The organism is Caldanaerovirga acetigignens (assembly GCF_900142995.1).
GTDB lineage: Bacteria > Bacillota > Thermosediminibacteria > Thermosediminibacterales > Thermosediminibacteraceae > Fervidicola > Fervidicola acetigignens.
On record NZ_FRCR01000012.1, the window covers coordinates 42,914 to 65,101 of the forward strand.

A 22,188-nucleotide genomic window follows, 5' to 3' on the forward strand; every position below is an offset into this window, starting at 1 on the left:
CTTTAAATAAATAAAAAAATATTTCTCCGTTAATTGTGCGGCGGAGAACGCAAAATTATTCGGACAGGTTTACATTATATCAAAGATTTAATCGGTCATCAATGGTCTTTCCCAATAGGAAATTCAACGACAAAGGTGGTACCCTCCTCTTGGGCAGAATTGAAATAAATATTTCCTCCGTAGTTTTCTACAATTCTCTTGGAAATAAATAAGCCTAATCCTGTGCCGTTTTTCTTAGTAGTAAAAAAAGGACTGAAAATTTTATCTTTTACTTCGGGGCCTATTCCCCGCCCGTTATCTTTAACTTCAACTTTGACTTTTTCGTTTAATTTCGAAACTATTATATCGATACTTCCGCCTTCTTCTACAGCTTCAAAAGCATTTTGAATCAAGTTTATAAAGACTTGCTCCAGTTGGTCCCTATCGGCCCATAAAAATATAGATTCATCATTCATATACAATCTAAATCGGATTTTCTTCTTTTCAAAGCTGCTTTTGTAGAGTTCTATGACTTCCTTTATCAATTCGCAAACCCACACCAATTCCTTAGAATCGCTTTTTATTTTGGCAAGCATCAGAAAATCCTTTGTCAGGCTTTCGAGCCTGTCCACTTCAGAAATCATTATCTTTACATATTCCTTGCGCTTATCGCTTTCTGAAAGCGTGTTGTCTAATATTTGTAAAAAACCGCGAATAGAAAAAAGGGGATTTTTTATTTCATGAACGGCGCTGGCTGCTAACTCACCTATGACCGACAGACTCTCAGAAGTAGCTTTATCGTCTTCGGACTTGCCTTCACCTTCACAATATACAATGACCCCCAAAACCCCTTGTTCGTTTCGTACTATTGCCGTATTCACGTTAAAAGTACGGCATCCCGTTTTCTCATTCTGGAAATTGTTTTCCAAAACTACGGTGTGACTGCCTTCTTTTATATATATCGCAGGGTCTTCAGAGAGTTTATAACTTTTGTCTGTAAACAAGTCCTCGAAGACATATGAATGGCGCAAGCTCATTAGTATTCTCCTCTCGATGCGAGTCTCAAGATGTCAATGCTTTCTTTATCAGGTTTTCAAGACTCGAAATGTCAAAGGGTTTGACCAGATATGCAAAAGCTCCTCCTTCTAAAGCCTTCTTAACAGATTTTTTTTCGCCGTCTCCTGAGATCATGATTCCCCGCAAATTTAAATTTATTTCTCTTAACATTGATAAAAGAGTAACTCCATCCATGCCGGGTATTGCCATGTCTATAATCGCTAAATCCGGCTTTTTTTCGGCAGCAAGCTTGAGTGCTTCAAAACCGGAGGACGCCCCGAAGACCTCATACCCTTGAAATTGAAGGGCTTCAAGGAGCATCCTTCTTACCCATAGCTGGTCATCTACAACTAGGATTCTGCTTTTTTGCTCCATTATGATGCACCCCAATTGCTACATTGTCCATCTAAGACGTCACAAGATCTATTACCACATCTGCATAAAAAATTCCCCGTTCGTACCTTCCTGCTGCAATAACCTCGTCTCCTTCTTCTATATAATCGGCAATTTTTTTGACGCTTATTTCCTTGTTGCCCTTTAAAAAGACGGTATCGTCTTTAAAATGAATTTCTAAGGTAATAACCTTGCCCTGCTCATTTTTGAACTCCACCACGATGACTCTGGCATCTATATGTACGTACCTCGCAGTCCCGCGCACCACATTTAGAAGCTGCCTTGCCGTCACTTCCATCTTTAATATTTCATCGCCTTCCGCTTCTAATTCTACATAAAAACCGGGCTTGACTTCGAAAATAGTTATTGTCTTTTTATCCTTTGTAATCCTTGAGTCCTGAGTCACCGTAAAGGTGTGATCCACTCCTTCATCATCGGTAACAGTAATTTTCAAAACATCAGAAATCGAGATTCCCTTGACCACTCCGCTGACACTCCGCTTGGTGCTTTTAGCCTCTATTTTCGTAACTTTCTGGTATTCAACGTATAGGACGACTTCGTCCTGGTTTTTTATGCTCTTTAATTCCACACTCTTGCCGTCTCTCTTGACTTGTGCATCTTCTCTTACTTCGAAATCTCCGACACTTCCATCACCAAGCTCTAGCGTTATTACAGGATTTTTCGAAAGAAAACTTATGCTTTTAACTGAACCACTCACCTTTTTCTGGGCACTTTCTGACTCAATGCTAAAGACTTTTTCGCCATAAAGCATTAAAGTCACCATATCACCCGGCGTAAGCTGCGAGATCGACGAATTTTTCCCATCTTTTACAACTCTTGCCGATGCATCCACCTGGTAAGTTTCGTTATTTTTCGTTTCTTCGTTTTCAACAACTACATACCCGGTGATTACAGATTTTAATATGCCAGATACAGTTTTGAAAGTCGTTGGTTGAACATCATCCATAAAAGCTTCTATGTAGTTCGCACTATTGCCATCCGCTATTATTCTCAATTTTGTTCCCGGCAAAATATCCTTCAGCGCTATTTTTTTCAACGCACCTTGTTGATCTTTGCTGTACACCTTGCAGTCGCTTCCGACAAGATAAGTCCTAAGAACGCCGTCTGCCAGCTTCACTTCTATGTAATTTAAAAAATCTGTCTTTATATTTTCAGCCCTAGCGGTTGTCATTTTTCCGGATATATCTATATATTCGGCTATTTGGTTCAAGACTTTGGCAGCTTGTGCGCGGTTTATGTTTTCTTTTGGTCGGAAGCTCCCATCTTCAAAACCTGATAGTATTTTCTTTTCCACCGCAAGCTGAACGTATTTTCTAGCCCCTAGCGGTATTTCATAAGTGTCTTTAAAGGCAAGGTTTATGTTTTTTATCGACTGAGCCTCATTTTCAAGGCCTAACGCCCTTATCGCAAAAACTGCCGCTTCATACCTTTTCGTGGCCTCTTCGGGTCTAAAATTGGCGTAATCATCGTCTGATATTATACCCTTTTCGAGGGCCACAGCTATATAACTCCGGGCCCACAGCGGAATCAAATTAACATTCGGAAAATCAGAAGGAAGAGTTTTGTTTTTTGCATAATCTTCCAATCCCATAAGTCTCACTATCATGGCAATAAATTCAACACGCTTTACCGGGTCATCCGGTGCAAAAACATTCGGGCTTCTTCCGGTGATTACACCCAATAGAGCCATTTTCTCCACGTAAGGCCTTGCCCATTCATATCTTTCTTGAAGTACGTCGGAAAAATTTGGCACAGATGCAAAAACTTGATTTATATTGAAAAGGTTCATTATTGTCAAGAAAATCAAAAGGAAGGCCGCATAAAGCTTTAGGGCCCGGTTAAATGGTTTCACTGATTCCATCTCCTTTCATTTTTTTCCTTTTGTCTATATATTCTACAAAAACCAAGTAATTCCTTCTTTTGAAGAAAAAAGGGCGATTTTATCGCCCTTTTTTCCGATTCCCCATTTTTTATGCCTTATTTTATCACTTTAATACTGATTACCTTGTCTTTTTGTGCCCCAAGTTCGACATACGATCCTTCTTTCAGGTCCGAAAGTTCTGCCTGTCTTTCTCCAATTTCGATATAAGTTTCGCCGGTAACTTCATAGGTTAAAGTATTATTATCGGTAACCACAAACCATTCATCTACCTCCAAAAGCGGACCTCTCATATATATGGAAGCACCCTCTTTTATTTCGCCTAAAATTACTACTTTTTCGCCGACATAGTTCTCGAGGCGGCTTGTATCTCCCACCAGCACAAACCTTTCATACTTGGTCTCCAGTTCCAAGTGCCACCCTTCTATATCGCTTTCTTTTAACATACCGACGTAACCTTTTTCTACTTTCTCGTATGTTAACAGACTTACGGTTTGTTTCCTTTCATCTACACCCACCAATATTCCTTTGGCCATGGAGGTAATCTTCTTGCTTATAACCTGGATGAACACCACTTTGCCTTCTTCATTAAACATGAGTTTCACTTCATCACCGGGGCCAATCTTTTCAATATCGCTGTATTTGCCGTTAATATAAACTGGTACGTCTTCTTTTAAATCATAAGTAGCTGTTTTCTCTTCTTTACTAACAGTAATTGTCATGTCATCCCGATCTACCAAAACGACCACGAAGACGGCTTCCTTCTTTTCATCTTCTTCCAGGAGTTCGTCCAAGCTGTTTATTATTACCGCCATTTCTGCCCTGCTTATAGGTTTATTTGGCTGGAAAACATGACCGGGATACCCTTTAATCAGCCCTAACTTTACCATTAAGTAAACATACCCAACAGCATTATCAGGTATAGCTTTAACATCTTTGAAAGGGAGCTTTTCGTTCATGTGCTGCTTTGCCTCGTCTTCTCTTCCAATAGCCCGGACGATATATTTAGCAATTTCGTATCTTTTTACGGGCTCATTGGGACGAAGGTTTTTAATTTCCTCCGGCTTTATTATCCCCTTTTTTACCGCCAGGTTCAGGTAATAGTAAGCATCTTTCCACGGCAATTTTAATCTGGCAATATATTCGGGCAATTTAGCTTTATTGTCTATTTCCCCTTCCCATCCCATAATCCTTAAAGCCATTATTATTGTTTCCAGATGGGTGACCGAATTTTTCGGTTTGAACCAACCGCCCGGGTACCCCTTTACTATTCCTTTTGCATACATCTTTTCGATAGAAAACCTGGCCCAGTCCCATTCTTTCCCCACATCTTTAAAACCGCTTTGTTTTGCTTGAGCCACCGGGGCCGACAACGATACCAGCAAAATCATTATTAGCAACCCCGCAATAAATCTTTTCATTATGTCAATGCCCCCTTCAAGTATTTTTACATTTATATAAATACGTCAGGAGGCATTTTCCTTTTCGGGTTAAATTCAATTTGTAATAATAATGTAACAATATTTTAAACCATGTGTAACATTTTAAATTTAAATCTTTCCCATGCCTGGATATACCTTTTAAGTTCATCCGTTGTAGGATTTTCTAATAACTCTTGGGGAGATCCTTCTTGCGCCACTTTTCCGCCCATGAGCACCATAACCCTGTTCGCAAACAGCATTACCTCTTCAAGGTCGTGGGTTATAAAAAATGTAGTTATCCCCGTCGTCTTTAATACTTCAAAAAAGTCAGCTTTAAGCGACTCCCTTATAAATACATCAAGATTTGAAAAAGGTTCATCTAAAAATAACACTTCCGGCTCAAATGCAAATGCTCTAGCAAGGCTAACCCTTTGAGCTTCGCCTCCTGAAAGGGCCCTTGCCCATCTATTGCTTAGCTTTTCGACCTTAAACCTTTCCAGCCAATATTTTGCCCTCTCCATAGCCTCTCGATGTTTTATGCCCCGTATTCTCAAGCCCAAAGCTATATTTTCAACAACCGTATCATTGAGAAACAGCGGCTCCTGAAAAACAACAGCCATTTTTCTCCTAATCCTTATCCGTTCTTTTCGATTTATTTTCTCCCCTTTGAAATAAATCTCTCCTTGCTGAGGCATTTGAAGTAGGGCCATTACCTTGAGGAGAGTACTTTTCCCAGCCCCGTTAGGACCAATAACCGCAAAAATTTCTCCTTTTTTCAATTCTACCTTTTTTACGTTCAACAACTCTTTTCCCCTAATTCTCACAATGATGTCCTTTCCTTCAATTATCGTATTCATCTTCATGCCTCCGCTGCTGTAAATGAGTTAATGCAACAGTGCCCAAGTATGCCATCAAAAGCAATACGAAACTGAGCGCAAGAGCACCTTCGAAATTGCCTCTGCTTGTCTCAAGAACTATAGCTGTTGTAAGAACCCTTGTGTACCCTGCGATGTTTCCTCCTACCATCATTGAAGCGCCTACCTCTGAAACAATAGCACCGAAACCCGCAATTACCGCCGCCAAAATAGAGTATCTTGCCTCCTTTGCCATCAAAAAAAGCATCTGCAGGGAAGTAGCTCCCAACGACATTATATGCAACCTCAATTTCTTGTCCACCTGTTGCAATGCAGCTGTAACCAATGCCAGTATCACAGGCGTAGCTATCACTGTCTGAGCAATGACAATTGCAGTAGGTGTATATATGAGGCGCAATTGTCCCAAGGGTCCGCTTCGCCAAAGCAAAAGACATACCCACAGCCCAACTACAGTAGGAGGAAGTCCCATCCCGAGATTGGCAAGGCTTATTAAAAAATTTTTCCCCGGAAACTCCTTAATTGCTATAAAAAAAGCGACTGGCAGCGATATGGCAAGACTTATTAAGGTCGCAAGACCTGATACCTTCAATGTAAATAAGGTTATCCTGTATATATCCGCATCCAACGTAATTAACATAACTACTGCTTTTTTAAAACCCTCAATTATTGTATCCATAAAAACCGCCTCGCTTTTTCGCGTTGTGCTTATTCTTACATAATGCTTTTCTATATATTTTCTATAAAAAAGTAGATTATCCTCTTTTAAAATAAAAAAACGGAAAAAACGCATAAATTTGAGGGTGTGCTACCATAAAAAAGGCATTTGCTTTTGTTTTCGGCTCAAAAGCGCAAAAGTTACGGGGTTTTTGTGCTGTCATTCACTTCCTTTTGAGTCTCCTAAAGTATATAATGTATCTTGGTGTTTTTTTAGAAAATAAATACGCGACAATAAAAAAGGGGGGGATAAAATGGGGCTCCCAGAAAAGATATACCTGTGCACTGTAGGGCTGTATGTCTTCTTCTTTCTTCTTTTCCTGCGCTATTTTCTCTGGGAAAACTACGCGCGAAAAAACTATTGGCGCAAAAGGCGGCCTATAACGCTATTTGAATTGAAAAAATTAGCAAGGGAAAAGAAAAAAAAGCTTCCGATGTTTTCCATCCTCGTACCCGCGCGGGAAGAGGCAGAAGTAATCGGCCAAACGATTGAACATTTATCCAAGTTAAATTACCCACCGAATTTACTTGAGATAATAATTATAACCGATGAAAAGGAACTGCAAAAGGGCGCTTCCGTAACGACCCAGCAGGTGGTGGAGGCAAAAATTCAGGAATTTAAAAAAAGAAAAAACGTCCCTTCCTTAAAACATGTAATCGTGCCGTACGATTTCGACGGCTATTACGGTGGAACTTTGACCGGAAAAGAAGTTCCTTCTACTAAGGGAAGAGCATTGAATTACGGCCTTTCCTTCATAGACAATAATTCCGACATCTGCGGATTTTACGACGCCGAAAGCCACCCTGAATTAGACGTACTGCTTTACATAGCTTACAGGTGGCTGATTTCAGACAAGAGAAACCTTGTATGGCAGGGACCGGTTTTCCAAGTCAGAAATTTCTTTTTCCTGAGCCCCATTACAAAAATCGCATCTCTTTACCAGGCTTTAGCCCATGAATGGTATTTGCCCGTGCTCATGAGACAACTTCCATTTGTAGGCGGAACGAACCTTTTCATTGAGTCGAAGTTGCTTCGCGAAATAGGCGGATTTGACTATAACGCCCTTACGGAAGACCTGGAAATAGGCGTAAGGGCCTTTTTAGAACGCGATGTTTGGCCGGAGTATTTTCCGTATGTAAGCACCGAACAGACACCCCAAACCTATAAAGCTTTTTTCCGACAGCGTTTAAGGTGGGCTTCCGGCCATATTCAGGTTGTAGATAAATTTAAAAATGCTTTTACTTATGATCCTTACAAAAAGAACCGCATTATTAAAACCCTCCTTTTAAAGGGAGAAATAGAGTGGGTTTTGTACCAATTAGCCGTTTTGATACCGCCGACAGTATTTTTTCTGAGCTTAAAAGGATGGATAAAACCCGTTGCAATCCCAGTATACATAAATTATCTTCTGAAATCCTTTTTGTTCATTTACGTGGGATTCACATATTACATCTATTTCCGCTACTTGAGGTACATGAAAGACAGGGGGCTTTTAAGAAAGCTCCTTGCAATATTGGAACTTCTCGCACTACCCTTTGCTGGCTTCTTGCTTCCCCTACCATACTCTTACGCTTTGATTTTGCGTGCACTAAACCGCCAGCCGAGGACATGGTGCAAAACTCCGCGCACCCGGGAAGTTCCGGATATCAGATTTACGATGTATAAATAGATCAAAAACACCTGCAGCAGTTGCAGGTGGTTTTGTTGCGACTTAATCAAATTAGAAGTCAACCTGTTTTCTATTTGGAATTTCATAGCCTTTTTATGTTTATTGCATAATAAAAGCGGTATTCTGTAACCCCGCTTGTGGCCATGAAAAGAGTATTGTGGAAAACAAAGTCGGATACCACCGGCGCAATTTACTGGTTCCGGTCCCCAGCTTTGATAAGTTAACATAAAAATTCCCCACCGGTGCCTGGGGAAAAATCTTTGCAAAAATGGGGAATTTCCTCTTGCAAAAAACATCAATTTTTCCGCCCAAAATTAAAATTTGGGCGGAAACTGGGCGGAAAGACACCTTTCCACGAACCGTACTTAACGATAGTTTTTTTTAAAAACTATTGATAAATACGAATTAAAAGAGGTATAATATAAGTGAGGTGCCGATGAGGCAAGTGTGGAGAATGGTAGATCGTGGTTTTAAGAGATTGTAGCTTTTTTTAAGCTACTTTCTTTTTTATGGCTATTCTTATTTCGATTTCAAATTCAAACTTTAGGAATAGGCCTTTTACCAGATATTGTCACCGGGTCATCGAGCTTCAGATTCAGATCTCCCGTGTCATCTATCAGGGCTGCATAAGCTCCCCATTAACTTCTTAATTAATTTTACAGCGTATTCATTTTTTACTTTTTGAACTTTTATAAAGTCGCTTGCCTTTATACGCTTTACTTCATCAAGCTCTTCTTTTAAAGTTATTTCTTTATAAACCTCTTGAGGAACAATGATTTCGCTAAAAATTGCTTTCATGATACTTAATTGATTTATTTTAGCCAATGCAATGATAGGCGTAGCATTGCTTATGGCGATCATTGGTTTATGCCTCCACCGGATTCCCTAATTTGCTCCAGTTCTTTTAAAACTTCTTCTACATCTTGGTCAAAATAAGGTATTCCTAATTTCCCAAGATCAGTTATAAAAGTGACTTTATCTATTCCTAGTAATTCCGCACCTTTGCCAAAAGATATTTTTTCTTCTTTCACCAGGTTATAAACCATAAGCTCTCTTATTTTCTTCTGAAAGTCCTTGTCTTTAGAGTTAATATATTTTAGCACTTCTTTAGGAACTTCTATCTCTATTCTGGCAAGGCCCATAATATTCACCTCCAATACCAATTTTCCTTTCTCCTTCAATAGATTTATCCGACCTGCACATACGTTACCAAAGGCAATTCGTCGCTTTTCGATTCCATACCATTTTTTTCTTCAAGGCATAGTTCTATAGCTTCTTTAATATTTTCCAAAGCTTCCTGCAAGGTATCCCCTTCCGATATACATCCATCTAAATCTGGGCAAATAGCTGTAAATCCTCCTTCCTTTTGAGGATAAAGTAATACTGTAAAAACTTTTTTCATAAAACTTTCCTCCTTAGTTCTCGTCTTTTAACATTTTAACAAGTTCTTCTTTAGTTATACCTAGAGATTTTAAGATAGCCTGCAAAGTCCCTGTTTTTAATTCTTTATTATGAAAGGGAATTGTAACCGCTTTATCTCCTTTCCTTACTTTGTAATGACTTCCCTTTATTCTAACAATTACGAAACCATTTCTACAAAGAGCATCTATTAGATCTTTCGGTTTAACGGCAAAACCCATTGTTATACTCCTTTCAATTTATTATATCACAATTGATAAAATTTTCTATTACGGCTGAAACTACCTTCACACACCTGACCTCCTTTCATTGCCCGGCACTCCCGACCCCCGTCCCTGCCGGGAGCCGCCTCACGGATTGGCTACCAAAGAAGGTCCCGGCCGGGCGGGAGGCAAGGGGTGCAGGGAGGGATAATTGGAGGGGACCCGGACCGCCAGGGACGGGGCGGAGGCCGTTTATGCTCACCGCGGCAAAGCGAACCCCTTGCCGCAAGCCCGCGCCGGGATGTTATAATCGCCGGGGCCGTGAGGCGAATTAATACCCGGCCAGAGGCCGGGGTTGTTGTTATTTTCTATACCGCTTTTGTATAAGGGCACTTCTGCAAGGGCGTAAGCCCCAAGCGGAGGTGCCCTAATTTTTAGCTCTGCATGGAGCCCGTTAGAGGCTCGATGCAGGGCCGGGGACTAAAATAACTTTCGGCGAATATCTCCAAAAATGGCTTGAAGATTACTGCAAGGTCAGACACTCTCCAAACACATACAGACGCTATTCCCAGATATTAAACCTAAGGGTTATTCCCAAATTGGGAGCCATCCCTTTAGAAAAATTGAAGCCGCTGCATTTGCAGACGTTCTATAAAGAACTCATAGAAGGCCCCAGGCTGGATGGAAAAAAAGGTCCTTTATCTCAGGCAAGCCTTGTATACCATCACAGAGTGATACATAAGGCTCTCGATACAGCAGTGAAACAGCAACTCATACCCTATAATATAGCTGATTCGGTCGAGCTTCCCAAAATTCAAAAGGAACTTATAACATACGACCCTGACGATGAAATCGACAACACCCAGGCAGTCAAAATCCTGGACGAACAGCAGGTAAATTATATGCTGGAAAAAGCAAGAGAAACTCCCTATTATGCCCTTCTTTTTCTTGCCGTCAGGACAGGAATGAGAAGGGGTGAGCTGCTTGCACTGCGGTGGAAGGATATAGACGAAAGGCAAAAAATAATCAAGGTAAGACAGACAATAGGATATACTCCGGAAAAAGGCATATTCTTTAAAGCCCCGAAAACAAAAAACAGTAGAAGGAATATAGATGTCTCCGAAGACGCTATAAAAGTACTGAAAAACCACAGAAAGCAGCAGCACGAAAAAAAGCTGCTTCTCGGGCCAAATTACAACGACTATGACCTGGTCTTCTGCCAGGACAACGGCCTTCCCATGCATCCGGACACGATAAGCAGCTGGTTTCCCGAATTCCTTGAAAGAATCGGCCTGCCCAGGCTTAACTTCCACTGCCTGCGGCATACTCACGCCAGTTTGCTTTTGAAAGCTGGCGTGGACGTTAAGATAATATCGGAAAGGCTCGGGCACAGCAGCGTTAGGATAACTTACGATATATACTCACACCTCATGCCCGGTATGCAGAGGACAGCCGTCGAGAAACTGGAACAGCTACTAAAATAATCCCGGATTGCCGGGTTTTTTATTTTGGGCGGAAACTGGGCGGAAACTAACCAAAAAGGCTTCTGGGATATTTCCCAGAAGCCTTATGTTCACTGGAGCTGATGGTGGGATTCGAACCCACGACCTGCGCATTACGAGTGCGCTGCTCTGCCACTGAGCTACATCAGCCCACGCAATATATTTTACATCCTTTACTACGTATAGTCAATAAGCATTTAATTTACAATAAGACTAATAAGACCCAGTATCTCTCGATTATAATTATAGTATAATAATTACTCAAAAATGACTCTAAAAAAATTTTTTTAACAATAAGAAGGAAGAAAGGACAATTTGTCGAAATTAATAATAAAAAGTGTTTGCTCATCTTTGATGAGGAGGTGGTTAACGTAAATAATTTTTTTAGGTGACAGATAAATAATTGTCCGCGAAATGAACAACTAATAAAGGAGGATTCGCATGACATTAGCTCATTGGATTTATGCTTTAGGGACATTAGCGGTAGTTATCACAATGATTTTTAGGCGAAATGTCTTAATCCCGTGTATAGTCTCTACATTTTTGATTGGACTGATTTTCACGGGCTCTCTAGTCCAAGCCGTTGTTGTGGTTTTTAAGGCAAACCTGACTGCCCTTTTCGAGCTTGGGAGCATATTCATCATTATCGGTTTAATGATGGCTATGCTAAAGTCTCTCAGCATTACAGGCGCAGATGAACTCTTAGTTTCACCTTTGAAAAAAATGATGGTATCACCTTTCGTAAGTTATGTTGTACTAATTTTATCAACTTACGTAATATCTCTTTTCTTCTGGCCTACGCCAGCAGTTCCATTGATAGGTACCCTCCTCGTCCCAGCAGCAATTGAAGCCGGGCTTCCTCCTATGGTTGCCGCAATGGCACTCGCACTTGCAGGGCAGGGAATGGCTTTATCGGGTGACTTTATCATTCAAGGCGCTCCAGGCCTCTCGGCAAAATCTGCCGGAATCCCTGTTTCTATGGTTACAAGCGACGTTGCAGTTCTCTCATTGATTACAGGTATTACGGCAATCATTATAGGATATGTAATGATGAGGCAAGATATTGAATCATTTGGAATAAAAGGGGCCAAACAATCTTCTTCATCCGAACCGAAACCGATTGTTCAGGTTCACACTGGTGAAAAGAAAGGTCAAAACTATGCCGCTCTTTTAGTCGCACTTTTAGTTTTGTCAATGGCTGCAGTAGTTTTTGCCATGTTCCGCTTCAACATAAGAGGGGGAGATGCTTCAGCGCTTCTAGGTGGAACAGCGGTAATGATAATGACCGTTGCTACACTACTTGTAGAAGGTATTGGAGGATTTGATAAGATAGCAGATCACCTGACCGATGGGCTTGTATTCGCCTTCAAAGTAATGGGACAAATACTTCCCATCGCAGGATTCTTCTTCCTCGGGAATCCGGAAGCAGTAGCAAAAATTTTAGGTGAAGGAGCACCGGGATATCTATTTGATATCGGAAAAATACTAGCAAGCTATATACCCGCCAAAGGATTCTTGGCAGCTTTTGGCATGCTTATTCTGGGGATAATTACCGGATTAGATGGATCCGGCTTTTCAGGCCTGCCAATGACCGGAACGCTGGCAGGAGCCATGGCTGCCGGCAATCAATCGGTGGCATCCGCACTGGCAGCCGTAGGCCAGATGGGTGCAATATGGTCTGGCGGCGGCACCATCATTGCATGGAGCTCGCTGGTAGCCGTAGCAGGAATAGTTGGAGTGCCTGTGCTTGATTTGGCTAGAAAGAACTTCATCCCCGTAATAATAGGTATGATCGTATCTACAATAGCAGCCGTCCTGTTTTTGATGTGACAATAAGCGGGGTATTAAAACCCCGCTTTTTACTTTACTAAAAAAGTTGTTAGTAAAACGACTATTTTGGAGGCAGGTAGAAAAATCAACTGGCTCAACAACGTGCCAAAAATTTTTCCCGTAATCAAAAGTACCACCATCGCATTTGCTTCCTGCCTTTCTCTTATACCCTGCAAAGTCTGGTCAGTAATCATTGCGGCTTGTGGGTCTACTAAAACTGCCAGCAGGATAGTAGCGGTTCCGTTTATAATCCCCGAAAGCTGGCTTGCTGTTATTCGGTAATCGGGCAGAAGTGCACCTGCATAAATTGCTGACAAAACTCCAATAGTAGATACAGATGTAATTATCAAATTTAGGATTAAGAAAGTAGGAGGTATCTTGTCAAAGCAATATCTTTTTAATAGGCTGATCCTCGGTTTTTTAAAGCTCTCCTTTATTTTCTTAAAAGATCCACGGTACACTGCATTAGATATTAAGACCGGAACAGACCCTGCTCTCTCAAAAGCTATTATACCCCTAGAAAAAATCTCCACAAAGCTTGGTATCATCGCCGCCCCGACAATACTGCCCACTGTAGCGGAGAATATTATCATCCTGAAGCCCTTGAGCAGCAAACTCACCTGGCCTTGAGCTATGGCCTTGTCCACCATGCTACCCAACAAGGGAGCCTGTATCATATTGGCCGTTCTTGATATCAATACTATTATGTTAAAAAGAGATAGAGCCATCGCTAGCCTTTTTGTTTTTATTCCGGCGATTCTCACGGAATAGGAAAGCGTATCTATCGCATGTATAGTTGCTGTAAAAATTATTACAGCAAATAACCTGCCCATGTTTTCTTCCATATTTTAAATTCTCCCGGCCTTTTTTTAATCAACCTCTATCTTTTACCAGCATATTATATAACTAGAAAAGAGTCAAATCAAAAAAGAATTCCTTGCAGCCCCTAATCCCAATCCAAAAGGGGCTTTATTAGTTTTATAGAAGGGGGTTTTATCGTGAACGACTTCAATTGCAATAAATTCCTTGAAAATAATTGGTATTATGTCTCAACAGCCCAGACTTTGAAAGCTTTGGAAATTTATGCTCGTGACATCGACTTTCTCATTCCCTTTTGGTATGGCATAACCGATAAAGGTACATTAGTTGACCAATCTCAATTCGAAGCTTTATTAATTGCTCGTAGGAACAAACTCCCAATCATCCCAATAGTGCACAATTTTTCAAACCCCAAGATGGCCGGTCTAATCCACGAAGTTTTGACCAGCCCTAATATCAGACAAAAACTTATATTTTCAATCGAAACACTTTTGCTAACTCAAAATTATGCAGGAGTTAACATAGATTTTGAATTTGTACCGCCTGAAGATAGGTATTACGTTAACACTTTTATGGAAGAGTTGTACCACCGGCTTTCTCCAGGGTTCAGGGTCACAATTTCCGTCCCAGCACAAGTGGAGGACAATCCCCATCATCCGTTTTCAGGAGCTTTCGATTACAACACCATTTCACGGTTTTCCGACGAGCTATACATCTTGGCGTATGACGAACACTTTAGCACCCCAGGGCCGGTAGCATCCATAGGATTTGTAAGAAGGGTTGTAGATTATGCCATAACGAAAATCCCAAGACATAAAATAAAACTTGGAATGGCCGTCTATGGCTATGACTGGGTCGAAACTGGCGGTATGCCGCGCACATTGTCTTTCCAGTCAGCAGTAAATCTTGCAAGGAAATATGGTGCTACCATAACTTATGACGATGAAGTTCAAGAATCAACCTTTACTTATATTGCCGACGGTGTAAGACACATCGTCTGGTTCGAAGATTCAAGAAGCTTTTCTGCAAAATTAGACCTTGCGATTTGCTATAACCTGGGAGGTATTGGTGTCTGGCGCCTCGGACTGGAAGATCCTGAGGTATGGGGGGTTATTCGAAAAAAGTTAGTATAAATTAACTTCAAATAAGAAAAATTATAATTGAAAAATACAAAAAGGAGGTATCCTGATGGCTAGAATTCACTGCAGCGTTTCCAACTGCCATTACTGGAGAAATGGAAACATCTGCGACGCCTCGGAAATCATGATCACTTCCGACAAAGTAGGAGACGAAATGCCCGACAGTTTCGACGCCATGCAGGCCTCGAACGCTCCGCAGACCCCTGTCTCAACTTGCATGGAGACCTGCTGTAAAACTTTTGTGGCAGCGGGAAGCGCTGCGAAAAACGTAGATGGGGTATACAGGAAATAGCGCACCTGGGGGTGCGCTATTTCCTGTATATATCAACCCACATTATTTCCTTTATTAAGTCCGCATAAATTTCCGCCATATCTTTCTGGCAGAAATATTTCTTTTCGCTGTCAGTCAATTTCCTCAAAAAGTCCACAATATCCTCGCAATACAAAATATCACCTTCAATCATTTTATTCACTCCATTTCAATTTTAGAAAAGGTATAAATCACTATAATAATATGCAAAAAACGGCTGTAGTACTACCACAGCCGCTTGGGGTCAAAAGACACTACCCTCCCTTCCCCCGGCGTGTGATAGCGCTCCACCTGAAACCCGGGCAGCTTCAGGTGACAGTACTGCATCTATTCGATGCAGTCCCAGCCCTGCAGCCCGCCGGCTGCAGGGCTTCGGCGGTGATCCCTTTCACCCGTTTCACTGACCGCCGTCTCCACGGGCTACTCTTGATGCACCGCGCCTCTACCGCACCCCTTATCGAGATGAGGTATTTAGTTTTTAATTTATTGACTTTATTTTATATTGACGAACAACAAAAGTCAAGAAAAAAGTGCGCCTTCCGGCGCATTTTCATTTTGCAGTTATAACATCCATTCCGCCCATGTAAGGTCTCAGCACCTCTGGTATTACTACAGAGCCATCGGGCTGCTGGAAGTTTTCAAGTATAGCCGCGGTCGTTCTGCCCACCGCGAGCCCCGAACCGTTGAGGGTATGGACGTACTGGGGTTTTGCTCCCTTTTCGGGCCTGTATCGGATGTTGGCTCTTCGGGCCTGGTAATCTTTAAAGTTGCTGCACGACGAAATTTCCACGTAACGGTTATAGCTTGGCATCCAGACTTCAATATCGTAAGTCTTCGCCGATGCGAAACCCAAATCTCCGGTGCACAAAGCCACTACCCTATATGGCAATCCCAAAAGCTGCAGCACTTCTTCCGCATCTTTTGTCAATTTTTCTAGCTCCTCCATGGATTTATCTGGTTCCGCGAATTTTACAAGTTCCACTTTGTTAAACTGATGCTGCCTTATAATTCCCCGCGTGTCTCTTCCGGCGGACCCGGCTTCAGCTCTGAAACACCCGCTATAAGCTACGTAGTATATGGGAAGGTCGTCTTTTTCCAGTATTTCGTCCCTGTGAAGATTGGTTACCGGCACCTCCGCAGTAGGAATGAGGAAATAATCTGTGTTGTTATACAGTTTAAATGCTTCCTCCTCAAATTTCGGCAGTTGTCCAGTCCCAGTCATGCTGGCCCTATTTACAATAAAGGGTGGAAATATCTCCCTATAACCGTGCTTTTCTATGTGAAGATCCAGCATAAAGTTGATTAAAGCTCTCTCCAGCCTCGCCCCTGCCCCTTTGTACACCACAAACCTGGAACCCGTTATCTTTGCAGCCCTCTCAAAATCCAGGATGCCCAAGGCCTCTCCCAACTCCCAATGAGGCTTAGGATCGAAATCAAACTTCCGAAGTTCGCCCCAGCGCCTTACCTCCACGTTGTCCGCATCGCTCTCCCCCACCGGTACCGATTCATCAGGAATGTTGGGAATCATCAATAAAAGCTGCTCCAGTCTTTCTTCTATTTTCTTTACGCGTTCATCCATCTCTTTTATTTTCCCAGAAACTTCCCGCATCTTTTCTATGAGGTCATCGGCCGGCTCGCCCTGTTTTTTCCTACGGGCTATCTCTTCGGACTCCCGGTTTCGCAAGCCTTTAAGCTGCTCTACCTCTACCAGAAGACTTCTTCTTTCTTCGTCGAGTTTCAAAAATTCTTCGAGGTTTGCCTGCGTTCCTCTTTTTTCTAAGGCCCTTTTTACTTCTTCTGGATTGGAGCGTATCATTTTAATATCAAGCATCCCATTAACCTCCTATTCGCATAATTCAAAATAAAAAAATCCCCTACCCCTAGGGGCGAGGATTATCCCGCGGTGCCACCCTTGTTATCGCTCGATTTTTATAACGGAATTTGCCGTCACCTTCTACCAGCCAGAGTTGGCTTTGGCCTTCGAAGGCGCTGCTTCGGGGCGGAACTCCGACTACTTCTCTGCCGGCTCGCACCTACCGCCGGCTCTCTGAAAGAGACCGTAGCACGGCTTTCCCCTGCATCGCATTTTTACGATGTCCACTTTTCGCTAATTATTATATCAAACTTTGCAGAAAAATCAACTTTTACAGTTTCTAAGCCGAACTTCCGTATCACAATATGCCTAGAGTCAAGAATCTCCTATTTAAGTGTCTAAAGCTTTAGTTTCATGCTTTTTTATAGTATAATAACAGATGATAGCAGTAAAATTTTTTTGTGGAGTGAGTACGTATGAACAAATCCATAAAATTGCTGGCATTTATGGGTCTTTTTATGGCATTGCTGGTAGTAGCAACAGTAGTAGTGAGCTTTCCTGTCCCAACTTTTAATCTGTATTTCAATTTGGGAGAATCAGTAATATATCTCGTAGCATTAGTTTTCGGCGCAATACCTGCTGCAGTAATAGGAAGCGTAGGCTCTGCCCTGTCCGATTTGCTCAAAGGCTATCCGATGTGGGCTCCAATTACGTTTTTTATAAAGGGAATTGAAGGTTTCATGGTGGGATACTTCTCTTCTAAGTTTAGCCCCGTTACCGGTGTAGTTTTAGGAGCCGTTTTCATGATGGCCGGCTATGCAATAGCGGCTTGGAAGCTTTACGGGCCTGGTGCTGTCCCAGTAGAACTTGCGGGTGACTTTTTCCAGGTATCGGTTGGAGCAATCGTTGCTTTGCTACTTTATAAGAGGATGAAGAATTTTCTTCTCAAAGATAATTAAAATATTATGATTATATAGGAGTTGTAAATATGAAAACAGGTAAAGTGCCCCCTGAAATTCTTAAAAAAAGCGTATATACTTTTCTTGGTGTGAAAAGAAGCGAAGTAATTGTCCACTCCGGCTTTGGAGAAGATTGCTGTGTCATTGATTTTGGAGACCACGTTGCAGTGGCCTCTTCAGACCCCATAACGGGTGCAGATACAGAAGGAGGCTATTTTTCGGTTTTTGTCGCCTGCAATGACGTAGCGGCATGCGGAGCAAAGCCCATAGGAATTCTTATAACGCTGCTTCTCCCCGAAGGAAGCAGTGAAAGTATGCTCCTTAAAATCATGGAGAGCATCGACAGGGCATGTAGAGAAATAGGGATAGAAGTTCTAGGAGGCCACACGGAAGTTACTCCGGCTGTAACGAAGCCAGTAATTTCCGCAACGGCTATCGGAATGACAAGGAAGGATAGTTTCGTTACATCGGCCGGTGCAAAACCGGGCGACGATATAATCGTAACCAAATACATAGGTCTTGAAGGCACCGCCATTCTGGCTTTAGACTTCGAAAAATTCCTGAGAGAAAAGCTACCGGAAGAAACCGTTAAAAAAGCTCAAAGCCTGGTAAAAAATATAAGTGTAATAGAAGATGGACTTATCGCCAGCACCATAGGAGTTTCCGCAATGCATGACATAACGGAAGGTGGACTTTTAGGCGCAATTTATGAGATAACTGAGGCTTCGGGAGTAGGGGCTGAAGTTTACGCCGACAGAATACCAATTCTTCCGGAAACCCAGGCTATCTGCCAGGTCTTCGAGATTGACCCGCTAGCTCTAATATCAAGCGGCTCGATGCTGATATGCACCCGCAAAGGCCAGGAAGTAGTAAGGGCTCTCAATGAAAGATCCATTCCTGCTTCTATTATAGGCAGAGTCATTCCGAAAGGTAGGTTTTTATTAAAGTCAGGCGAAAAAATTCCGATAATTCCTCCTGAAAGAGATGAACTTTACATAGCTATCGAAAAAGGGAAGCATTATGTAAAAAAATAGTGCCGCAAAAGGCACTATTTTTTTACAACGACTATACTTTTTGCAATCGCCTCATCTGCAGCAATGCGGGTATTTCCTACTTTCAAGACATAAGACGGGAACTTTTGAAAAAGAACTACATTCATTCCCGGAAGCACTCCTAAAGCCATCAGTTTTTTTAAGATCTTATCATCGGTAGTATCGATCCGGACAATCGTTGCAGCATCCCCTTCTTTTAATTCAGGAAGTTTCATTTCACTGCCCATCTTTCATTTATGCCTCCTTTGTTTCAACCACTTAAAAAAGCTGCTAGACCTTACCACTTCATAACCGCACCTCGGGCATTTCACCTTCCCACAGTGACCAGCCATAGGACATCCTGTACAGCCCTTAATTCCTTCCTGTTCTTCATTAAATTCATAGCCGCAAAAATCGCACCTCACTTACCAGACCACCCCCGCTGCTTTTAGAATAAGGTTTAGGATATACCCCGCTAAAAATGCAAATGGGAATATAAAAGCTACTATAGCAAGGGTGGTCTTTAACCCGCGTTCTTTCAACATCACCGAAAACTGAGCTATACAAGGCACAAATAGCGTGAGAGTAACCGATGCTACGGTCATCTGTACTCCATTTAAGACACCATTTTTTTGCAGGTCATACAATCCGGCAGCACCGTAATCCCTCCTGAAGAACCCAAATAGGAAGGCTTCTGCAGTCTCTGGGGGCAGTCCAAGGGCCATCATCAGCGGCTCGGACCACCGGATTAATGCATCAAAGATCCCCGTCATTCTGCCAATCCATATTAATACACTTGCGATTATAAATATTGGCACTATCTCGAGAAAATACCACTGCATTCGAGATACGGTTTTTTCTATAATGTTTCCCAACCTGGGCCATCGCAGAGGAGGTATCTCCATGTAGAAAACCGGTTTTTCGCCAGGCAGCACCTGAGCAGCAAGGTAACCTACCAGCACGAAAACTAATCCTACGAATAAGGCCCATACGGCTAAAGCTGCGGGCTTGCCTGAAAGCATGCCCATTATAACTCCTAGTTGTGCGGAACACGGGATGGCCAAGGCCAAGAGCAACGTGGCTATTACCCTCTCGCGGCGGGTTTCCAGAGTCCTGCTTACCAGTGTTGCCATGGTATCGCAGCCAAATCCCAGAGTCATAGGGATTACTGCCCTTCCATTCAGGCCAATGGACTTGAATAATCTATCTACCAGCAAAGCCAACCTGGGCAGATATCCCGAATCTTCGATTATTGAAAACATCAGGAAGAATGTTCCGACGATGGGCAATATGATTGCCAGCGCATATCTCAATCCTAGTGTTATTACTCCGTATTCCATAGCTAAAAGTTCACGAATTGCTTCATTCGAAATATATTTAGTTACAAAATTATTAACCCATGGATTTATATAATTTTCAAATATGTTACCTTCTATAAAGTCCACGAGCGTACCGGCTCCAAACTCGCCTACGAATTTATAAAACCCAAAATATAGTACAAGAAGAAGTACTGGGATACCCGTCAAGGGTTGCACGGTTATCTTATCTAACCAGTGAGAAATCAGTCTTTTAGAATCATTTCTTGTTGTTACCACATTAGATATTATTTCATCTATTTTCTTTTGTCTCTGGATAGTTATCACATAATATAACGGCTCAGAAAAAAGTTTTTTTGTCTTGTTTATTACTTCGCTTATCTCAGTAAAACTGCTTTCTTTAGCTTTTACCATTTCAATTATGTCCCTGTCTTCTTGTAGCAATAAAAGTGCAATAGAGCGCTTAGAAATATTATATTTAGATTTTAAATTTTTTTCTATTTCACAAATAGCTTTTTCAATATGGTCATCGTATTGAAAAACATTGCTTTTTTCAAGCAGCTCGCTTTTTGACATATTCTGCCACCCTCTTTCTCAACAACTCAATCCCTTTATTAAAAGCTGCTGATGTTCCTACGACGGGAATATCGATTAGTGTCTCCAACTTTTCGAAATCGATTTTCCTGCCAATCTGCAGAGCCTCATCCATCATGTTGACTACAAGCATAACCGGAAGCCCAGCCTCTTTAAGCTGCAAAGTCATTGAAAGCATCCTCTCAATATTTTTGGCATCTACAACATGAAGGACTATGTCGGGTCTCTCGTTCAACAGCAGATTCCTCGTAACTTTCTCCTCTTCCGTTATAGGCATAAGGGAGTACATTCCTGGTGTATCCACAACTTCGAATATTTCCCTCCCTATACGGCAGGTCCCTTTAAATACTTCCACTGTGGTCCCAGGATAATTAGAAACCGTAACATAAGCGCCAGTAAGCCTGTTAAAGATAACGCTTTTGCCCACATTAGGTGTCCCTACTAGCAATATTTTCTTTTTTAGGCCTTGCTTTTCATTTTGCTTAATACCGCCTCGATCTTTTCTTAATATCTTATCGAAGAAACTTTTTCCGTTTGAATTATTACAGCAATTCATGAAATGAACTCCCCCTCCTTGATAATCATTCTCATTTACGGGGCAAAAAAATTAATTAATCTTAAATTAAAATTTATTTCAACATAACCATCGATATGCTTTTGAGAATCATTTTCATCTTTCTGGTTTTATTATAAACTACCTCGACTCATAAGTCAAGCACGAATTTTTATCAAATTAGTAGAGATTGTTCTGTCAAAAAACAAAAAGCGGCCTTTTAATAAGGCCGCTTCCTTTAATGCAAAATAAGAATAAAAAACAAAAGATTTCGGCAGCGTCCTACTCTCCCGGGGAATCCTCCCCAGTACCATCGGCGCTGGAGGGCTTAACCTGTGTGTTCGAAATGGTTACCGGTGTTACCCCTCCGCTATGGCCACCGAAATCTTCTTTCCCTATTCTATTCCTTCCCCTGCACCCTCAAAATCACACAGCGGGTATGCTCCTCCTTGGTCAAGCCCTCGACTCATTAGTACCGGTCGGCTCAAGGCCTCACAGCCCTTACACCCCCGGCCTATCTACCTGGTCGTCTCCCAGGTGTCTTACCCCCTCTTCAGGGTGGGATACCTTATCTTGGGGCAGGCTTCGCACTTAGATGCCTTCAGTGCTTATCCCTCCCGGACTTGGCTACCCAGCTGTGCCCTTGGCAGAACAACTGGTACACCATCGGTCCGTCCACCCCGGTCCTCTCG

General features: G+C 42.0%; 25 protein-coding genes, 1 tRNA gene, 2 rRNA genes, 1 riboswitch and 1 other annotated feature. Of the genes, 8 read left to right on the forward strand and 20 right to left on the reverse strand.

The genetic code is table 11. The features are described from left to right. Positions 1-98 precede the first annotated feature (98 nt). The 6 genes from BUB66_RS09475 to BUB66_RS09500 form a co-directional block, all read right to left on the reverse strand. Positions 99-1,016 carry a sensor histidine kinase gene (locus BUB66_RS09475; RefSeq protein ID WP_073257915.1) on the reverse strand — a complete coding sequence of 306 codons (918 nt, stop codon included), beginning with the start codon at positions 1,014-1,016 and terminating at the stop codon, positions 99-101. A 25-nt stretch (positions 1,017-1,041) separates the two neighbouring features. Next, positions 1,042-1,410 (reverse strand): response regulator, encoded by a 369-nt coding sequence (locus BUB66_RS09480; RefSeq protein ID WP_073257917.1) that lies wholly within the window; start codon positions 1,408-1,410, stop codon positions 1,042-1,044. Positions 1,411-1,441: 31 nt separating this feature from the next. Continuing rightward, complete coding sequence (locus BUB66_RS09485) at positions 1,442-3,301, reverse strand: S-layer homology domain-containing protein (protein WP_073257919.1); 1,860 nt, start codon at positions 3,299-3,301, stop codon at positions 1,442-1,444. Positions 3,302-3,426: 125 nt separating this feature from the next. Next, entirely contained in the window at positions 3,427-4,749 is a 1,323-nt protein-coding gene (locus BUB66_RS09490) for an S-layer homology domain-containing protein (RefSeq protein ID WP_073257921.1), read from the reverse strand. Between the two features lie 104 nt (positions 4,750-4,853). After that, positions 4,854-5,606 carry an ABC transporter ATP-binding protein gene (locus tag BUB66_RS09495; RefSeq protein WP_084098972.1) on the reverse strand — a complete coding sequence of 251 codons (753 nt, stop codon included), beginning with the start codon at positions 5,604-5,606 and terminating at the stop codon, positions 4,854-4,856. Then, positions 5,590-6,300 carry an ABC transporter permease gene (locus BUB66_RS09500; protein ID WP_073257923.1) on the reverse strand — a complete coding sequence of 237 codons (711 nt, stop codon included), beginning with the start codon at positions 6,298-6,300 and terminating at the stop codon, positions 5,590-5,592. The genes BUB66_RS09495 and BUB66_RS09500 overlap by 17 nt, the downstream gene beginning before the upstream one ends. Before the next feature lie 292 nt (positions 6,301-6,592). Between BUB66_RS09500 and BUB66_RS09505 the strand changes: the two genes are divergently transcribed. Then, positions 6,593-8,008, forward strand: coding sequence for a glycosyltransferase family 2 protein (locus tag BUB66_RS09505; protein WP_073257925.1), 1,416 nt, complete (start codon positions 6,593-6,595; stop codon positions 8,006-8,008). Between the two features lie 609 nt (positions 8,009-8,617). On the opposite strand, the gene BUB66_RS09510 is transcribed toward BUB66_RS09505, so the two are convergent. The 4 genes from BUB66_RS09510 to BUB66_RS09525 are packed head-to-tail and all read right to left on the reverse strand — an operon-like array spanning position 8,618 to position 9,648. Then, positions 8,618-8,869 (reverse strand): PIN domain-containing protein, encoded by a 252-nt coding sequence (locus tag BUB66_RS09510; RefSeq protein WP_073257927.1) that lies wholly within the window; start codon positions 8,867-8,869, stop codon positions 8,618-8,620. Then, positions 8,866-9,150, reverse strand: coding sequence for a UPF0175 family protein (locus tag BUB66_RS09515; protein ID WP_073257932.1), 285 nt, complete (start codon positions 9,148-9,150; stop codon positions 8,866-8,868). The genes BUB66_RS09510 and BUB66_RS09515 overlap by 4 nt, the downstream gene beginning before the upstream one ends. 44 nt (positions 9,151-9,194) lie before the next feature. Further along, entirely contained in the window at positions 9,195-9,410 is a 216-nt protein-coding gene (locus BUB66_RS09520) for a type II toxin-antitoxin system HicB family antitoxin (protein WP_073257934.1), read from the reverse strand. Between the two features lie 13 nt (positions 9,411-9,423). Then, the gene (locus tag BUB66_RS09525) at positions 9,424-9,648 is read right to left on the reverse strand and encodes a type II toxin-antitoxin system HicA family toxin (protein ID WP_084098973.1); all 225 of its coding nucleotides are present in this window, start codon (positions 9,646-9,648) and stop codon (positions 9,424-9,426) included. A gap of 177 nt (positions 9,649-9,825) precedes the next feature. On the opposite strand from BUB66_RS09525, the gene BUB66_RS09530 reads away from it, so the two are divergent. Both BUB66_RS09530 and BUB66_RS09535 read left to right on the forward strand, forming a co-directional pair. Further along, a complete protein-coding gene (locus tag BUB66_RS09530) occupies positions 9,826-10,017 on the forward strand; it encodes a hypothetical protein (RefSeq protein ID WP_073257938.1) in 192 nt (63 codons plus the stop codon). A gap of 98 nt (positions 10,018-10,115) precedes the next feature. Further along, positions 10,116-11,114 carry a tyrosine-type recombinase/integrase gene (locus BUB66_RS09535; protein ID WP_244269821.1) on the forward strand — a complete coding sequence of 333 codons (999 nt, stop codon included), beginning with the start codon at positions 10,116-10,118 and terminating at the stop codon, positions 11,112-11,114. Between the two features lie 93 nt (positions 11,115-11,207). Here the strand turns inward: BUB66_RS09535 and BUB66_RS09540 are convergent. After that, positions 11,208-11,282, reverse strand: a tRNA-Thr gene (locus BUB66_RS09540). Positions 11,283-11,573: 291 nt separating this feature from the next. Between BUB66_RS09540 and BUB66_RS09545 the strand changes: the two genes are divergently transcribed. After that, positions 11,574-12,962 carry a hypothetical protein gene (locus tag BUB66_RS09545; protein WP_084098974.1) on the forward strand — a complete coding sequence of 463 codons (1,389 nt, stop codon included), beginning with the start codon at positions 11,574-11,576 and terminating at the stop codon, positions 12,960-12,962. Between the two features lie 29 nt (positions 12,963-12,991). Here the strand turns inward: BUB66_RS09545 and BUB66_RS09550 are convergent, their stop codons facing one another. Further along, on the reverse strand, positions 12,992-13,807 hold the full coding sequence (locus BUB66_RS09550; RefSeq protein WP_073257944.1) for a lipid II flippase Amj family protein: 816 nt from the start codon (positions 13,805-13,807) through the stop codon (positions 12,992-12,994). Between the two features lie 153 nt (positions 13,808-13,960). Here BUB66_RS09550 and BUB66_RS09555 point away from each other — a divergent pair, with 153 nt between their 5' ends. Then, complete coding sequence (locus tag BUB66_RS09555) at positions 13,961-14,914, forward strand: glycosyl hydrolase family 18 protein (RefSeq protein ID WP_073257946.1); 954 nt, start codon at positions 13,961-13,963, stop codon at positions 14,912-14,914. A 55-nt stretch (positions 14,915-14,969) separates the two neighbouring features. Further along, on the forward strand, positions 14,970-15,212 hold the full coding sequence (locus BUB66_RS09560) for a DUF1540 domain-containing protein (RefSeq protein ID WP_073257948.1): 243 nt from the start codon (positions 14,970-14,972) through the stop codon (positions 15,210-15,212). Between the two features lie 16 nt (positions 15,213-15,228). Here the strand turns inward: BUB66_RS09560 and BUB66_RS12160 are convergent, their stop codons facing one another. Continuing rightward, positions 15,229-15,384 carry a hypothetical protein gene (locus BUB66_RS12160; protein ID WP_159431520.1) on the reverse strand — a complete coding sequence of 52 codons (156 nt, stop codon included), beginning with the start codon at positions 15,382-15,384 and terminating at the stop codon, positions 15,229-15,231. A gap of 118 nt (positions 15,385-15,502) precedes the next feature. After that, positions 15,503-15,683: riboswitch (Lysine riboswitch) on the reverse strand. A 97-nt stretch (positions 15,684-15,780) separates the two neighbouring features. Next, complete coding sequence (serS, locus tag BUB66_RS09570) at positions 15,781-17,061, reverse strand: serine--tRNA ligase (RefSeq protein ID WP_073257952.1); 1,281 nt, start codon at positions 17,059-17,061, stop codon at positions 15,781-15,783. A gap of 48 nt (positions 17,062-17,109) precedes the next feature. Further along, positions 17,110-17,320: a binding site (T-box leader), on the reverse strand. Positions 17,321-17,519: 199 nt separating this feature from the next. On the opposite strand from serS, the gene BUB66_RS09575 reads away from it, so the two are divergent. Both BUB66_RS09575 and BUB66_RS09580 read left to right on the forward strand, forming a co-directional pair. Next, a complete protein-coding gene (locus BUB66_RS09575; protein ID WP_073257954.1) occupies positions 17,520-18,002 on the forward strand; it encodes an ECF transporter S component in 483 nt (160 codons plus the stop codon). Positions 18,003-18,031: 29 nt separating this feature from the next. Then, a complete protein-coding gene (locus tag BUB66_RS09580; RefSeq protein WP_073257956.1) occupies positions 18,032-19,036 on the forward strand; it encodes an AIR synthase family protein in 1,005 nt (334 codons plus the stop codon). A gap of 14 nt (positions 19,037-19,050) precedes the next feature. On the opposite strand, the gene BUB66_RS09585 is transcribed toward BUB66_RS09580, so the two are convergent. The 6 genes from BUB66_RS09585 to BUB66_RS09605 all read right to left on the reverse strand — a co-directional run. Beyond that, the gene (locus tag BUB66_RS09585) at positions 19,051-19,281 is read right to left on the reverse strand and encodes a FeoA family protein (protein WP_073257958.1); all 231 of its coding nucleotides are present in this window, start codon (positions 19,279-19,281) and stop codon (positions 19,051-19,053) included. A 3-nt stretch (positions 19,282-19,284) separates the two neighbouring features. After that, complete coding sequence (locus tag BUB66_RS12245) at positions 19,285-19,458, reverse strand: hypothetical protein (protein WP_188092892.1); 174 nt, start codon at positions 19,456-19,458, stop codon at positions 19,285-19,287. After that, positions 19,459-20,925, reverse strand: coding sequence for a ferrous iron transporter B (locus tag BUB66_RS09590; protein WP_073257960.1), 1,467 nt, complete (start codon positions 20,923-20,925; stop codon positions 19,459-19,461). It abuts the gene before it with no gap. Then, positions 20,903-21,499, reverse strand: a complete 597-nt coding sequence (locus BUB66_RS09595; protein WP_073257962.1) for a FeoB small GTPase domain-containing protein — start codon at positions 21,497-21,499, stop codon at positions 20,903-20,905. Before BUB66_RS09595 ends, BUB66_RS09590 begins: the two co-directional genes overlap by 23 nt. 266 nt (positions 21,500-21,765) lie before the next feature. Continuing rightward, positions 21,766-21,880 (reverse strand): 5S ribosomal RNA (gene rrf / locus BUB66_RS09600). A 65-nt stretch (positions 21,881-21,945) separates the two neighbouring features. Continuing rightward, positions 21,946-22,188: ribosomal RNA gene (locus tag BUB66_RS09605) — 23S ribosomal RNA — on the reverse strand; the annotation flags it as partial.

Coding starts and splice junctions, on each gene's coding strand:
- BUB66_RS09560 (WP_073257948.1), top strand. CDS start 14,970: ATGGCTAGAATTCACTGCAGCGTTTCCAACTGCCATTACTGGAGAAAT.
- BUB66_RS09515 (WP_073257932.1), bottom strand. CDS start 9,150: ATGGGCCTTGCCAGAATAGAGATAGAAGTTCCTAAAGAAGTGCTAAAA.
- BUB66_RS09525 (WP_084098973.1), bottom strand. CDS start 9,648: ATGGGTTTTGCCGTTAAACCGAAAGATCTAATAGATGCTCTTTGTAGA.
- BUB66_RS09510 (WP_073257927.1), bottom strand. CDS start 8,869: ATGATCGCCATAAGCAATGCTACGCCTATCATTGCATTGGCTAAAATA.
- BUB66_RS09500 (WP_073257923.1), bottom strand. CDS start 6,300: ATGGATACAATAATTGAGGGTTTTAAAAAAGCAGTAGTTATGTTAATT.
- BUB66_RS09580 (WP_073257956.1), top strand. CDS start 18,032: ATGAAAACAGGTAAAGTGCCCCCTGAAATTCTTAAAAAAAGCGTATAT.
- BUB66_RS09495 (WP_084098972.1), bottom strand. CDS start 5,606: ATGAATACGATAATTGAAGGAAAGGACATCATTGTGAGAATTAGGGGA.
- BUB66_RS09585 (WP_073257958.1), bottom strand. CDS start 19,281: ATGGGCAGTGAAATGAAACTTCCTGAATTAAAAGAAGGGGATGCTGCA.
- BUB66_RS09550 (WP_073257944.1), bottom strand. CDS start 13,807: ATGGAAGAAAACATGGGCAGGTTATTTGCTGTAATAATTTTTACAGCA.
- BUB66_RS09480 (WP_073257917.1), bottom strand. CDS start 1,410: ATGGAGCAAAAAAGCAGAATCCTAGTTGTAGATGACCAGCTATGGGTA.
- BUB66_RS09545 (WP_084098974.1), top strand. CDS start 11,574: ATGACATTAGCTCATTGGATTTATGCTTTAGGGACATTAGCGGTAGTT.
- BUB66_RS09590 (WP_073257960.1), bottom strand. CDS start 20,925: ATGTCAAAAAGCGAGCTGCTTGAAAAAAGCAATGTTTTTCAATACGAT.
- BUB66_RS09575 (WP_073257954.1), top strand. CDS start 17,520: ATGAACAAATCCATAAAATTGCTGGCATTTATGGGTCTTTTTATGGCA.
- BUB66_RS12160 (WP_159431520.1), bottom strand. CDS start 15,384: ATGATTGAAGGTGATATTTTGTATTGCGAGGATATTGTGGACTTTTTG.
- BUB66_RS09595 (WP_073257962.1), bottom strand. CDS start 21,499: ATGAATTGCTGTAATAATTCAAACGGAAAAAGTTTCTTCGATAAGATA.
- BUB66_RS09505 (WP_073257925.1), top strand. CDS start 6,593: ATGGGGCTCCCAGAAAAGATATACCTGTGCACTGTAGGGCTGTATGTC.
- BUB66_RS09475 (WP_073257915.1), bottom strand. CDS start 1,016: ATGAGCTTGCGCCATTCATATGTCTTCGAGGACTTGTTTACAGACAAA.
- BUB66_RS09520 (WP_073257934.1), bottom strand. CDS start 9,410: ATGAAAAAAGTTTTTACAGTATTACTTTATCCTCAAAAGGAAGGAGGA.
- BUB66_RS09490 (WP_073257921.1), bottom strand. CDS start 4,749: ATGAAAAGATTTATTGCGGGGTTGCTAATAATGATTTTGCTGGTATCG.
- serS (WP_073257952.1), bottom strand. CDS start 17,061: ATGCTTGATATTAAAATGATACGCTCCAATCCAGAAGAAGTAAAAAGG.